This is a genomic window from Clostridium sp. YIM B02569 (assembly GCF_022320765.1).
GTDB lineage: Bacteria > Bacillota > Clostridia > Clostridiales > Clostridiaceae > Clostridium > Clostridium beijerinckii.
In genome coordinates, this window is the sequence record NZ_JAKJJX010000037.1 from 14472 (window position 1) to 27654 (window position 13183).

Here is a 13183-nt window from a genome sequence, read left to right on the forward strand (position 1 = left end):
TAAGGCGAGGAGGTATTACATGGATAAAGAAGTATTTCGAGAGACAGAAAATAAGCTTTATAGATACTACAAAAAAGACAAGCTTACGGAATCTTTAAATGCTAAAATAAAACTTTTTGAGAGTCAAATAAAAACTATAGATAATGAGTTAAAAAGTTGTAGCGTAGATATAGAACCCAATATAAAGCCTATATCTTATGAAGAACGTGTACAAACCTCAGGAGATGGGACCAGTTACGCTGAACGAGAAACAATAAGGATAACTGAATACAAGATCAAGAGAAAAACCGCAATAATGCTAGAAAAAGAAAAGATATTAGAGCAAATAGATACTATAGAAAGAGATGCTTTAGAAATTGAGTGGAAAATAAAAGACTTTACAGGTGAACTCAAGACATTACTTGAACTTAAGTATAAAAAGAGGTATGGAGATATAAAAATAGGTGAAGAGTTGCATTTATCACAATCCCAGATTAATAAAAGAAAGCGTAAGCTAATTCAGCATATAGCAGGTTGGGATCAATGGGGAAAGATTTCATAATTTGTATAATGTGTTATAATTAACTCATAATAACAAATATGGGGGGTATTTATGAGTTTCGATGAGTATGATAGATATGATGTATATTTGGCTAAGCTACCTAAAGCAAAAGGGAGTGTACAACAAGGTGTTAGACCAGTAATGATTTGGAATGGTAGCGAATATGATTATCTTATGGATAAGGATAGAGTTGTGTTAAGCGCTTTCTGTTTTACAACAGAGAAAAAACCAAATCTTCCAGTACATTGTTTATTAAAAGCGAGCGACAGTTGTTTAAAGAAAGACTCAACATTTTTAGCTGAGCAACCAGTTAGATTATTAGAGAGCAATCTAATTGAGAGATGGGGAAATCTAAGCAGTAAAGAACATAGATACATGATATATAGGGCGATATCTATACAAACTAGCAAAGAAGGCAGACCTTATGGAATTTTTAAATATCCTTATAAATTTTTAGTGGAGGTAAAAGAATCATCTCAGGGGCTAGAAGCAATTAAGTATTTAATTAAAAAAGAGGATTTAAATGAAGAATTAAAAAACTCATTAAAATCTCATATTGATTTGGCGAAGAATATGGTAGGAGATATATGTAAGAAACATAATGTTATGCCACATAACTACATGAAAGATCTATCGGATGGTAACATAGAATTTTCTTTATTAAATTTGTAATCTAAAAATTAAGCATCACATTTAAATTGAAAGTGTGGTGCTTTTATTATACAATAGAATAAAAACCGAACGGAGGTTCGCATATGAAGTGTATAATATATTATAAAGATCAAGAAAATGTTTGCTTTTGCGGTAAGTTGAAAGAATGCCAATTTTGTAGTAGCGGAATACAAAGAAAAGGAGAAGAAGATACTTGTACAGTAGGGCAAGGAGAATTTTGCACATGTAGGTTATGTGGATATGCCAAAAGAGCTGATTCGGTGGAATAATTTTGGAATAAAAAACGAATAATTTTTAGTTTTAAATGAGGTAAAATAGTATTGTAAAGAATTTCTTGAAAGGAAATTTACAGCCCTCTCATAATTAATACCCTTTTTATTAAAATACCCTGTAGCGATATGTAGTCGATATGGGGTGTTTTTATATAAGTAAAGAGGAAAACACCAAACTTTGTATAATTATCTATATAGAGGGAGGTGAGAGAGTTATGTATATAAAGAGATATGATGGTCCAAGCGGTAGAGGATTAAATGAATCTTTAGTTGGAAGTGGAAGAGGTTTCTATGGACCAAGCTCAAGAGATATTGATACTACTGGCACAAAAGGATAAAAATATATATTGATAAAAATAGAGAGCTCTAGAAATAGGGTTCTTTTGTTTTATTTGTAATATTTAGAAGGAATTTACTTCATTTTGTATAATTAGTTATATGAAGGGGTGATAATTATGGCGAATTCGGAGATGCTAAATAGTATTAGAGAGAGGTTTACAGAAGATACGAAAGAAAAATCAAAACTAGTTTATAACAGAAAAATAGAAATCTTTATAGAGTATTTGGAAGAAGAATGTGGAGTAAATGATAAAAACTATAAAGAAACATTGATTGGATTAGGGAGAGACAAGATAATAAAAAGTATGGAGTATTACATACAGAATTATGGTATACAATATAAATCCACAATAGATAGTTATATAACTGTAATTAAAGTGTTTTTTGGGTACCTATCGAAAAGAGAGAATATTTATAATAAATTATTTGATAGGCAAGCTGAAATTGAGAAACTAAATAAAGAGGTAGAATCGAAAGCCAAGGAGTTAAAATTAAATCCTAAGCAGATGAAGGAGCCGATTGAAGATGATGAATTTGAACAACTATTAATTGCTTGCGAAAATGCAATTAAATCCTATAGTGTTGAAAATTATATTAGCGAAGGTTCATATAAAACTGATACAGGAATGTTTATTTCAGCAATAATAATGGAACTGGTTATGTTTACTGGGATAAAAAATTCAGTTGTGTCAACAATACTTAAAAAGGATTATAGTTATGACTTAAATAAGATAACTATAAATGGCATTTCAATAAATTTGCCAGATAATTTAGCTATTAATTTTAAAAAATATTATAGTTGCAGATCAGAAATACTAAAATACAATAACAAGGAAGATAATTTTGACAAGTGTCTGTTTATAACTCAAAATGGTGAATTCATGGAAGAAGCTGCATCTGGAGATATATATAAAGTTATGAAAAAAGAATTAAACACTGTTGAGGGTGAAGGCTTATGCAAATATGCAGTAATGAAACACATAGAAGAAGGAATAGATGTTCTCGAAATAATGGATTTGTCAGGATTGGGGATTGATACATGCATGCATTGCAGAGAACAATTAAATTTAAGTAAGAATAAAAAGAGAATGAGTAGAATAAATTCAAAACTCAGAAACTCGGAATTATATAGAAGACTTTAAAACAATTTAAGAGCTCTATTAATTTAGGGTTCTTTTTTAATGCAATAAAATAGATTAAATCCAGAAAGGAGACTACCACATGAAAAAGAAACTAATCCTAAATTTAAAATTCAATAACCAAGGACAAGTGGAGTGTAGTAAGTCTCCTAGTCTATGTAAAGAGTGTAATATAAAAGGTTGTGAACATATGACCTTATATTATTATCCATATAGTAAGAAAGAGATAGAAGAATGTTTTAAAAATAGTGATAGAAGAACATGAAAGTCTCAAGGAATGAACTTAAAAGTATTTTAGAAGTTAATCTTAATGCGCTTAAGCAAATAGAAAGGCGCAAGACATTAGATAAAAGGTTATTAGATAAGGGTTATAGATTGATTAGTAAATACATTGAAGGTAATAAAACTATATATGAGCTGGAAGTAAGTGATACCAAACAGTTAATAAATAAAACTTACAATGTGAGTAAAACTAATAGCTTTATAGATTATTTCAATATAAGAACTAAGGAAGAACCAAATACAATAGAAGAGATAGCGACCAAGGCTAATGTAAATAAGAAGACTGTAGCTAAATGGGATAATACATTACAGGATAAGAGAATTATATCAAAGGATGGGTATTATTATTTCAGATTAGATAAAGATGAAGGTGAAATGATACAGGTGTCTATGGAGGAATATAAGTCTTTTTGGAAAAATAAAGCTTATCTAAATGCTTTCAATAGACTCCAGCAGAAATATATCCAAGGTGAAATAAGTCTAACGGAATTACAGTTAGCAAGTGGAGAGATAGCAGTGATAATAAGTACCATAGAGAATAAGTATTATTATAAAATCAAGAAGTATAAAGTCGATAAGAACAATGAACTATATAAAAATACTAAGAGGTTAATAGAGGGGGTACGGTGACTGGTCCTTATATATATATTTATATCTTGCCCAGTGACCGTAACACTAAAATTTTCCAAATGTATTAATACAAATATATGAGTATTAATTGGTCTTTATAGGCCAGTACAGAGCATTTAATTTGATATGAAATAGTATTCGAGAAAACATATATGATTTAACAGTGAGGCTAATTTAATTAAAATATTAAGGATAGAACTACACGTATATAGTAACAAGTGTAGCCTGTAGGAGGTGGTATTATGGAAGCGCATGTTGTTAAAGCTAAACAGGATAAAATGATAGATATGTTACTTGAAGGCCAGAACATAACTGACATTGCTAATAAGCTTAATGTTGCAAGGTCTACTATTTACGACTGGAAGAGTAGAGAAGATATAAAGGCTGAGTTAGAGGCTCGAAGAGAAGAGTTTAAAAAATCTGCTCAGGACAAAATAACTAATGATCTATGTACTTATGTTGATAACATGAAGAAACTTGCTTGTAGTAGTACTGATATAAGGGTTAAATTCCAAGCTAATAAGTTCTTAATAGAGCAAGGTTTAGGAAAGGCTGCTATTGTTGATAAAGAAGATGATAACAGTTCTAATGGTAAGGATTCAGGAGGTGATAAGAACACATTGAAAGCAGAGCTTAATGATCTAAAGAATTTAACTGTTGTTAAGTAGTATCAAAAAGTATGCTTATGAGACTGCATGAAATATAATGTGTCTAAGCCATTCGAGAGCAATAAATAATAGTTAATATTGTATCAAAAATATATGTTTACATTTTGAGACTAAAAGAGTATTATAAAAGTATAGAAATAGGACGGGGTACCTTCTAAATCAGAAGTAGCTAAAAACCGCGTCATCCAGTTCTACAATTTTTATAATATTTTTAAAAAGTCGAGGTGGTTAACATGTTATATTTTGCATATCATAGGACATCAACAGAGGACCAACATTTAGATAGGGGTATTAAGGAGATAAGTGATTTTATTGCTAAAGAAGAAATTGAATTAATTAATGATATTTATACAGATCAATGCACTGGTAAAAATTTTGATAGACCTGCATATAAGAATTTAATTAATGATATGGATATAGCTAAAAAAGCTAATCCAGATGAAAAAATAGCTTTAATTGTAACTGAACTTGATAGACTTGGTAGAAATAAGCAACTTACATTGAAAGAAATTAGAATAATGCAGGATAAAGGTATAAGGTTAATGGTTTTAGAAATTCCTACTACATTAACAGAGCTTCCAAATGATAGTTCCATTGCTACTATGATTATGGAAACTATAAATAATATGCTTATTGAAATGTACGCTTCATTTGCTCAAGCTGAATTGGAGAAAAAAGAGAAAAGACAGCGTGAAGGAATGGCAGCTAAAAAAGCCAGAGGTGAATGGGATGATTATGGAAGACCAAGAGCTTTAGAATTTGATAAATTTAAAAAGGAATATAAAAGAGTTCTTGTTGGGGATATTAAACCATTTGAATGTATGAAGTTGCTTGGATTAACTAAGCCAACTTATTATAGATACGTTAAGGAGTATGAAGGTAGGGTTAAGTGATAAGATAACAATAGTTTTTTTAAGTATTGTTATTGTACCTAAAATAGTAAGATTTTGTATTATTGCGCAACTAATAGTGATAAAATATGTTATAATTTAAAACTTATATGATATAATAATCGTGGAACGGAGGGGATAATAATAGATACTTCTAGTGAAATGATTAAAGTATGGGTTGCACCAACAGTAACAGCAATTATCGCAGCGTTAATCGTTGCTTTTGTAACAGTGCTCATTAAAAAAAGGAATGCAGTTGGCTACATTAATACTATCTCAGCAGCGGAGGAAAAGTTGCTTGAGATATTAAGGCCTTTTTTTATTCAAGAATTAGAGCTGACACAAGAGGTGCTGATAGACTTAAGACGAGCCATAATTAAGGAATATAAGCTAAAAGATGAAAAATTCATATCAATTAAAGAAATTAAAGAGGCAATTATACTTGATATATTGCGAACGAGGTTTATCAAAGAAGATGATAAGAAAAGATTGGTTGAAAGCACATATATAACATTTGGTAAATATAAAGAGAGTATAACTGAAGAAAAGAATAAATTAATGTATGAAGATGAACTTAAAGTTAATAATTATAATCATTTAATGACTACTTTAGCATTAATAATAACAATGTTGTCAGCTATCACAACAATATTATTAAAAAGTAATTCATCTGGAGGTAATGAATTGGGAAATTATTTATTTAATAATATTTCAAATAATGTAATGATTGCTTTGCCAGTCGTAGGAATTATTTTTTTTATAGTCAGTATTATTAGCATTTTAGTAAGAGAATTAAAAGAGGATAATGAGAAAAATAAAATAACATATACAATTAATAATCATAGTGAAACAACAAAAAAGAATAAAAAATAAATTTAAGAAACTCTAGAGATAGGGTTCTTTTATTATGCCTAAAAGGAGGTGTTAAGTTTACGGAAAATGTAAGTGTCAATAGTATTAAAGTTCCAATATTAAAGGCATTACCACCAGAAAAAGTTAAATGTAAACCTAAAGGAAGTATATTAATTGTATCTTATGATTGTGAATTACATCCAGAATGTCATAAGTATTGTGATCTACATGAAATTAAAATGGCTAGACTCGAGCAATTTATTAAAGGATTATAACTCTTTCTGTAGAATATTGTATTTTATGGAAAGGTGGAATTATGTATGAACAATGATGAATTAAAAATTAAGCATATTAAGTTGAAGTTACATTTTATTTATTGTGGAATTATCGCCATCGCTATTGGCGTTTGTTTATTCACGGTTAGAAATTATTCAAATTCTGACATGGCAGTTCAATTTTCATTTGGTGCAACTTTAGTGGGAATAGTATTATCTGTTATTGCTATTTTTATGTCAATCATGGGAGAAAAGGATATGTCATTAACTAAAGATAAACTGGTTTCTGTAAGTGACGATCTAATAGAAATAACTAATAGACTACATAATTCAATGAATGATATTAATAATATTTTAATGATTAGAGATGAGATTAATCAATCTAATCAAGAAATATTAAATAAATTAGATCAATCTTTAAATGATTCCAGAGACTATAATAATAAAGTATTGGATACCATCCTTATACATGAGTTTTTCTTTGGAGATGATGATAATATTCTTTTAAAATCATCTGTGGGAATACTTTATTTCTATAAAAAAAATTATGAAATGAATGATGAAGAAATGACTATTCCAAGAAATATAGAAATTTTTAAGACAATTTTAAACTCAAACGAGGAGTCAATGATTTGGTTATTATTAGGAATGAATGTATCGTTCTTTAAATTTATAATTAATGCACCTAGATTTTCAGAGTATATTGAAGGTAAAATACAAATGTATCCTGAGATTAAGAAACGTGTAAATAAAATTTTAAAAGAAAAATGAAATAAAAGAAGGTGATAAAGCATGTTAATACCATTTGAATTTCCCTAGTGATGAAGCACGTAATAAATGGCTGCTTTATCACTACTTAAAAAAATCTTATACTGATATAGGTATTCCAGAAGATAAAGTTGATGAATTAACCGAAAATAGAATGATTGAAAACTCTAAGAATTTGTTTGGGTTCCATGGATTAGCATGGCAGCTTGGGCAAATATCCTTAGAGTTTTTTTGTAACTATTTTTTACAGGATATATACCTGCCTAAGGAAGATAATGCTGCAGCTCCGATTTCAAAGGTTCATGAAGAGTTGTGGCACGATATTCAGGAATCAATAATTGGTAATGGTCCAGAACAACTTGGACGAGTCCTTCCAAGAGGAACCGGAAAAAGTGCATTTGGTACTTTGGGACCTACATGTTGGAGTGTGGCTTATAAACATAAAACTTATGTACTTATTTGTTCTGATATCGGAAGTACTGCTGAAAAGTTTATCAAAGATATCAAGGATAATATGATTGAAAATGAGTATATTGAAAATGCTTTTGGCAAGCTCCTTGATGATAAGAACAGAAATTTTATATGTAATGCAACTCAATTGGAGTTTATAAACCATACTTTTGTCGAAGCTATTTCATCTACTTCGCCAATGAGAGGTAGAAAATATAAGAATGTTAGACCAGATCTTATAATTTTGGATAGACATAATTGTCCCCTATACTAGTAATAGTGTAGTGAAAATCGACCAAAATCGGTGGAAGTCTCATGCTATTTGATAATTAAATATGGTATAATAATTATATGGGATAGATAAGGAAGTCGCGAGCCTTATTGATAAGAAATTTCCGAGATTTCTTCCCTGTCATTAAAATCTAATAATCGGAAAAGAATTACACTATCGGAGGTGTTTTTGTTATGTCTAAAAAACTTACTATTGAGGATGTTAGGCAATATGTAAAAGAAAATTCGGAATGTGAATTGTTGTCTTATGAATATATAAATGCCAGAAGCAAACTAAGATTTAAATGTAAATGTGGCAAAGAATTTGAAAGAACATTTGATAATTTTAAAAGAAAAAAGACTACTTTATGTCAATCATGTTCTAATATTAGACCTTTGCCTAACAATGCTAAGAAGATAATTGCAAAAAGTAGGCAAAAACCAATAGAAGAAGTTTTAAAGGTTGTGGAAAAAGAAATGAAGTGTAAGTTTATCAAAAGATATACAAAACCTAATACACGTTCCACATTAATTGTTTTTGAATGTCCTATACATGATGTTCAAGAAGTCTATTGGACAAACTTAGTAAAAAGAAAAGGCTGTCCAGTATGTAATGAACATAATAAGCAAAATTCAAAAGGAATGCTTAAAGTGGAGAAGTGGCTGAAGATTCATGATATTGTATTTAAGAAAGAATACAAATTTGATGGATGCAAAGATAAAAGAAAACTTCCATTTGATTATTATTTGCCACATAAGGATATTTGCATAGAATTTGATGGTAGACAACATTTTGAAAAAGCTTATTTTGGTGGTATTGATGAAGAAAAAGCAAAAGATTCACTAAAATATACAAAAAGACATGATGAAATAAAAAATAAATTTTGTAGAGAAAATAATATTAAATTAATTAGAATACCATATTTTAAAATTGATGATATAAATAATATTTTAAAGAGTGCTTTATAGTGCTCTTTTTATTTTGAGATAATACCGAGGTAAAGCACGTTTTAAAAGATGTGACTCACCGTAGAGCATAGGGATTGAAACTACTTTGTAGAATAAAATATCCCCACGAGTGGTTGACAACCTTGTAGGTTGAAAATATATGCCGAACTATATGGTGACATATAGAAGTTAGGATAAAAAGCCTAACGATAACAAAATGGATTATCAAAGTGAAGATGATGTTAGAACCGAAGAAGCTAGAGAAAAGAAATGGAAAAGGTATTCTGATGACGTTAAGTTCGCAAAACAAAGACCAGTAAAGAGAAATGGTAAGGTTGTTAAAAAAGGTACTGTTCTTATGGCTTGGGGAACTCAACAACATAAAGAATGTTTCTATTCCAGGTTAATGAAATCTGCAACATGGACCTTTAAAAAGGAAAAAGGTGTATTAGTTGATGACTTCATAGATGAAGATGGTAAAAAGGTAAATGGTGTAGATCATTTATTTACTACAGGTTTATGGAAAGAGTTTAAGGATATTCTTTTTGACTTTAAAAATGATACAAGGCAAGAAGATGCCAAAGAGTTTTATTATGAACATGAAGAAGAAATGCAGTTCCCTATGTTATGGGAAGAATTTTGGACTTGTTTAGAACTAGCAATGGACTATTATGAAAATCCAAATTCATTTAAGCAAGAGGTTCAAGGTGATGTTGATTCCATAGGAGAAAAATGGTTCAAATATATAAGAACTGAAAGCAGAGAAGAAATTGAAACTCACGATTTTATTAAAACAATGCTTTTAGCTGATCCAGCTGCAAGTGGTGGTAAAAGGAATGACTATAGTGCTTTTTTAGTTGGTTCAAGTGCTACTAATGGTAATAAGTATGCAAGAAAAGCTGAATTAGCCAAAATTAATGCTAGAAAAGAGTTTGATAAATATGTTGGCCATATGATTGAATTATTACTTGAATATCCTGAAGTAAGCCATGTGAGTATTGAAAAAAATACTTTTAATGGAGCAGATGCCTTTACATTAGAAAAACTGATTAATGAACATCCAATTTTAAAATATAGAGGTATAGAAATTATAAATGAACAGCAAAAGAAAAATAAGGATGATAAGATCTCAACATCAATACCATATGTAAACAAAGGAGAAATTATTTTTGCTAAAGAAGATGAGGAATTTACAGATCAAGTAATGGAATTTGCAGGGCAAAAGTTTACTGTGCATGATGATGCTGCCGACGTAATGTCTGAGTTTATTCAAAGAATTGACCAGATTGAGGTTATTAGTACAATTCAAATATTAGACAGAAAAGCATTTGGTCTATAGGAGGTGATAAATTTGAATTTTAGTAATTTAATAAGGCAATTAGTTACAAAACAAGTAATTCTAAATTTAAATATTCCAGATCATTTATCATTGGTTAAGAAAATTTATGGGACCTATTATACGTATAAACAAATTTACAATAAGATGTATAGCTATTATAAAGGTGATACTGATGCAATGAAAAAGTATTTGTTTGTAACGGAAAGGTCCAATCTCAAGATTAATACTAATTTTATCAAGAAATTTATTAAAGAAGAGGTATCTTATACTGTTGGAAATCCGATAACCTATGAATCTAGAAATGATAACTCTGATGTAATTAAGGATATTGAATACTATACAGCTCACTGGGATGAACTTCACGATACTGATCTTATGAAGTACTTGATTATATTTACTAAAGTGTATGAAATATATTATTTAGATGGTAATGCAGATTTTTGCAGTAAAATTATAAAACCTACTGAAGGTTACGCATATGTTGATAATGCTTCGGGTAAGGTTTTATTTTTTATTCACGCGTTTAAAAATGATTTTGACACTATAAATACTTATGTTGATGTTTATACAGATGAATTTATTTATCATTATGATGGGCATTTTAATGAGATTATGGTGCCAACAGAAAATATATTTGGAGAAGTTCCAGTAAGTGTTGGTAAATTAACATTGGAGGAATACCATGATAGCTTATATAAAGATATAAAAGGATTGCAAGATGCATTTGAAACTAACTTTAGCGATATAAGTAATGAAATAAGTGACTTTAGAAATGCTTATTTAGTCTTCATGGGATGTCAAGTTGATGAAAAGCAAATTCCTAATATGAAAAAGTTGGGTGTACTAAATACTAAGGATAAAAATAGTGTTATTCAATGGCTTGTCAAAAATATTAATGATACTTTCATCCAAAACACACTTGATAGGCAGGTTGATACAATGTATCAAATAGCTTGCCATATAAACCATAATGAGAAGTTGCAAAGTAATCTGAGCGGAATAACCCTAAGATCACGTTTAATAGCATTAGAGAATAAATGCAATTTAGAGATTAAGGCTCATACAAATATAATTAAAAGTAGAAATAGATTCTTATGTATATATTTAAATCTAAAGAAAAGTAAGAATTACGATTATAAAGATATCAAAGCCCTATATACCCCAAACATTCCAACGGATGATTTAGCGACAGCTCAGATGTTTAATCAAACGCCTGAAGGAGTTATTTCTAAAGATACAATGAGGAGTAGATTTAGTTTTATTACCAATAAAGTTGCAGAAGCTGAAAAAGTTAAAAAAGAGCAACAAGAAGATTGGCCAAAGACAAGTTTGGATAAGGTAGTTGGTAATAATGGATAAGAATAAACTTACTCTAGAGCAACAATTTTTTAGTGATAAAACTTTAGAATTTGCTAAAGAACTTTATGATCAGACTGAAAGTAAATTAAAAGAAGCTTATAATGGGCAAATACAAAGTAGAAATGATTTACTAAACCAAATCGCAAAGATATTATTATCTTATAATATTGATGATAATATTTTAAATATAAATGCAGCTGATAAGAAGAAGCTATATTTAGAATTAAGTGATTTAATCATTAAGAATATTAAGTCGGAGCTTAATGTTGAAACAATTCTAACCAAAGACATTTTAACAAATGCTGCTAAAGAGAAATTCAATACTAATAATTATGTGTATAGCCTAGGGGCAGATTTCAAAATTACTCAACTAAGTGATGAGGTATTAGAGAAAATAATTAGTACTAAGGTTGATGATAAGTTATGGTCAGATAGATTGTATGATAATAAAAATGAAATGTGCAATGTATTACAAAAAGAAGTTGAAAAGTTTCTTAAGGGTGAAACAAATGTAAATCAAATTGGGCAAAAAATTACAAATAAATATGACATTAATGCACATGAAACCAAAAGATTAGTTCAGGATAATATATGCAGAGTGCAGGAGGGTGCTAATGATGTATGGCAGCATGAGCATGGAATAAAGAAAGTTATGTATATGGCGACTCTTGATGGAAAAGTGTGTTCAAGGTGTGCTAAATATGATACTGAAGTATATGATACTGATGAAAAGCCTGTACAAATACCGCAGCATCCATTTTGTAGATGTGTTTATATATCATTAACGGATAAAGATTGGCATCCTAAGATGCGACTTGATAATGAAGCTAAGAAAAATGTTAATTGGCAAAGCTATGAAGATTGGAAAGAAAATAATAGCATTATAAAAAGTAATGGTAAAGAAATTAGATCTTCAAATTATGAAAAAGTAGAGTCAAATATAAAATGGGATAATTATATAGAGATATCAAAAGAAAGTTCAAATAAATTAAACGAAATTCATACAAATCTTAATAAATTTATGATTGAACAGGGAAAAGAAAAACTTAGTTTATTAGAACTAGGTGGAAATAAGATATGCATTGAGCAGGTTGGAGAAGAAGAAAATGTCAAATTGTCAAAAGAGACTGTAAGAATATTGAAAGAGTCAGATGCTAATGATATAATATTCGTACACAATCATCCTGGCAAGACAACATTTTCTAGAGATGATATTGAGAAAATAATAACATATAAATCTATTAATGCAATGACACTTGAATGTGAAGATGGAAGTAAGTATATAATACAAAGAGGCACTTGCAAGAGTTCAAGTGTAAAAGGATATCTATTCTACAATAAATATGAAAACATAAGGCGAACAATAGCACGAAATTATCCTGAATTAGATGATGATGTGAAAATTTATGAGGTTTGGGATAAGTACATGAATGAAGTGGCTACAGCAGTATGTAATGATTATGGATTAATTTATAAGAAGGTGAAATAA

The 13183-nt window shown here is 29.3% G+C and carries 16 protein-coding genes; all 16 read left to right on the top strand.

What is annotated here, in order from left to right:
* Positions 1-19: 19 nt before the first annotated feature.
* The 16 genes from L3B96_RS24650 (at position 20) to L3B96_RS24720 (ending at position 13183) form a co-directional block, all read left to right on the top strand.
* Positions 20-541 carry a hypothetical protein gene (locus tag L3B96_RS24650; protein WP_238948838.1) on the top strand — a complete coding sequence of 174 codons (522 nt, stop codon included), beginning with the start codon at positions 20-22 and terminating at the stop codon, positions 539-541.
* A gap of 51 nt (positions 542-592) precedes the next feature.
* On the top strand, positions 593-1213 hold the full coding sequence (locus L3B96_RS24655; RefSeq protein WP_238948839.1) for a type II toxin-antitoxin system PemK/MazF family toxin: 621 nt from the start codon (positions 593-595) through the stop codon (positions 1211-1213).
* An 83-nt stretch (positions 1214-1296) separates the two neighbouring features.
* Positions 1297-1482: a hypothetical protein gene (locus L3B96_RS24660; RefSeq protein WP_238948840.1), complete on the top strand. Its 186-nt coding sequence runs from the start codon at positions 1297-1299 to the stop codon at positions 1480-1482.
* 218 nt (positions 1483-1700) lie between these two features.
* Positions 1701-1823, top strand: a complete 123-nt coding sequence (locus tag L3B96_RS27380) for a hypothetical protein (RefSeq protein ID WP_275297366.1) — start codon at positions 1701-1703, stop codon at positions 1821-1823.
* A gap of 117 nt (positions 1824-1940) precedes the next feature.
* Positions 1941-2966, top strand: coding sequence for a hypothetical protein (locus L3B96_RS24665; RefSeq protein WP_238948841.1), 1026 nt, complete (start codon positions 1941-1943; stop codon positions 2964-2966).
* A gap of 79 nt (positions 2967-3045) precedes the next feature.
* A complete protein-coding gene (locus tag L3B96_RS24670; RefSeq protein WP_041896146.1) occupies positions 3046-3228 on the top strand; it encodes a hypothetical protein in 183 nt (60 codons plus the stop codon).
* Positions 3225-3875, top strand: a complete 651-nt coding sequence (locus tag L3B96_RS24675) for a hypothetical protein (RefSeq protein WP_238948842.1) — start codon at positions 3225-3227, stop codon at positions 3873-3875. The genes L3B96_RS24670 and L3B96_RS24675 overlap by 4 nt, the downstream gene beginning before the upstream one ends.
* 242 nt (positions 3876-4117) lie before the next feature.
* On the top strand, positions 4118-4543 hold the full coding sequence (locus L3B96_RS24680) for a helix-turn-helix domain-containing protein (RefSeq protein WP_238948843.1): 426 nt from the start codon (positions 4118-4120) through the stop codon (positions 4541-4543).
* Positions 4544-4776: 233 nt separating this feature from the next.
* Positions 4777-5436, top strand: coding sequence for a recombinase family protein (locus L3B96_RS24685; RefSeq protein WP_238948844.1), 660 nt, complete (start codon positions 4777-4779; stop codon positions 5434-5436).
* A 159-nt stretch (positions 5437-5595) separates the two neighbouring features.
* Positions 5596-6306, top strand: coding sequence for a hypothetical protein (locus L3B96_RS24690; protein ID WP_238948845.1), 711 nt, complete (start codon positions 5596-5598; stop codon positions 6304-6306).
* 299 nt (positions 6307-6605) lie between these two features.
* Positions 6606-7331, top strand: a complete 726-nt coding sequence (locus L3B96_RS24695; protein WP_238948846.1) for a hypothetical protein — start codon at positions 6606-6608, stop codon at positions 7329-7331.
* A gap of 34 nt (positions 7332-7365) precedes the next feature.
* Positions 7366-8052 carry a hypothetical protein gene (locus L3B96_RS24700; protein WP_343073111.1) on the top strand — a complete coding sequence of 229 codons (687 nt, stop codon included), beginning with the start codon at positions 7366-7368 and terminating at the stop codon, positions 8050-8052.
* A 191-nt stretch (positions 8053-8243) separates the two neighbouring features.
* Positions 8244-9017, top strand: a complete 774-nt coding sequence (locus tag L3B96_RS24705; protein ID WP_238948847.1) for a hypothetical protein — start codon at positions 8244-8246, stop codon at positions 9015-9017.
* A 196-nt stretch (positions 9018-9213) separates the two neighbouring features.
* Entirely contained in the window at positions 9214-10335 is a 1122-nt protein-coding gene (locus tag L3B96_RS24710) for a hypothetical protein (protein ID WP_343073112.1), read from the top strand.
* A gap of 3 nt (positions 10336-10338) precedes the next feature.
* Positions 10339-11694 (top strand): phage portal protein, encoded by a 1356-nt coding sequence (locus L3B96_RS24715; protein WP_343073113.1) that lies wholly within the window; start codon positions 10339-10341, stop codon positions 11692-11694.
* Positions 11687-13183: a minor capsid protein gene (locus L3B96_RS24720; protein WP_238948849.1), complete on the top strand. Its 1497-nt coding sequence runs from the start codon at positions 11687-11689 to the stop codon at positions 13181-13183. The genes L3B96_RS24715 and L3B96_RS24720 overlap by 8 nt, the downstream gene beginning before the upstream one ends.

What these genes read in the sequence shown, in the direction of transcription:
- L3B96_RS24650 (WP_238948838.1), top strand. Translation starts at nt 20, where the DNA reads ATGGATAAAGAAGTATTTCGAGAGACAGAAAATAAGCTTTATAGATAC.
- L3B96_RS24655 (WP_238948839.1), top strand. Translation starts at nt 593, where the DNA reads ATGAGTTTCGATGAGTATGATAGATATGATGTATATTTGGCTAAGCTA.
- L3B96_RS24660 (WP_238948840.1), top strand. Translation starts at nt 1,297, where the DNA reads ATGAAGTGTATAATATATTATAAAGATCAAGAAAATGTTTGCTTTTGC.
- L3B96_RS27380 (WP_275297366.1), top strand. Translation starts at nt 1,701, where the DNA reads ATGTATATAAAGAGATATGATGGTCCAAGCGGTAGAGGATTAAATGAA.
- L3B96_RS24665 (WP_238948841.1), top strand. Translation starts at nt 1,941, where the DNA reads ATGGCGAATTCGGAGATGCTAAATAGTATTAGAGAGAGGTTTACAGAA.
- L3B96_RS24670 (WP_041896146.1), top strand. Translation starts at nt 3,046, where the DNA reads ATGAAAAAGAAACTAATCCTAAATTTAAAATTCAATAACCAAGGACAA.
- L3B96_RS24675 (WP_238948842.1), top strand. Translation starts at nt 3,225, where the DNA reads ATGAAAGTCTCAAGGAATGAACTTAAAAGTATTTTAGAAGTTAATCTT.
- L3B96_RS24680 (WP_238948843.1), top strand. Translation starts at nt 4,118, where the DNA reads ATGGAAGCGCATGTTGTTAAAGCTAAACAGGATAAAATGATAGATATG.
- L3B96_RS24685 (WP_238948844.1), top strand. Translation starts at nt 4,777, where the DNA reads ATGTTATATTTTGCATATCATAGGACATCAACAGAGGACCAACATTTA.
- L3B96_RS24690 (WP_238948845.1), top strand. Translation starts at nt 5,596, where the DNA reads ATGATTAAAGTATGGGTTGCACCAACAGTAACAGCAATTATCGCAGCG.
- L3B96_RS24695 (WP_238948846.1), top strand. Translation starts at nt 6,606, where the DNA reads ATGAACAATGATGAATTAAAAATTAAGCATATTAAGTTGAAGTTACAT.
- L3B96_RS24705 (WP_238948847.1), top strand. Translation starts at nt 8,244, where the DNA reads ATGTCTAAAAAACTTACTATTGAGGATGTTAGGCAATATGTAAAAGAA.
- L3B96_RS24710 (WP_343073112.1), top strand. Translation starts at nt 9,214, where the DNA reads ATGGATTATCAAAGTGAAGATGATGTTAGAACCGAAGAAGCTAGAGAA.
- L3B96_RS24720 (WP_238948849.1), top strand. Translation starts at nt 11,687, where the DNA reads ATGGATAAGAATAAACTTACTCTAGAGCAACAATTTTTTAGTGATAAA.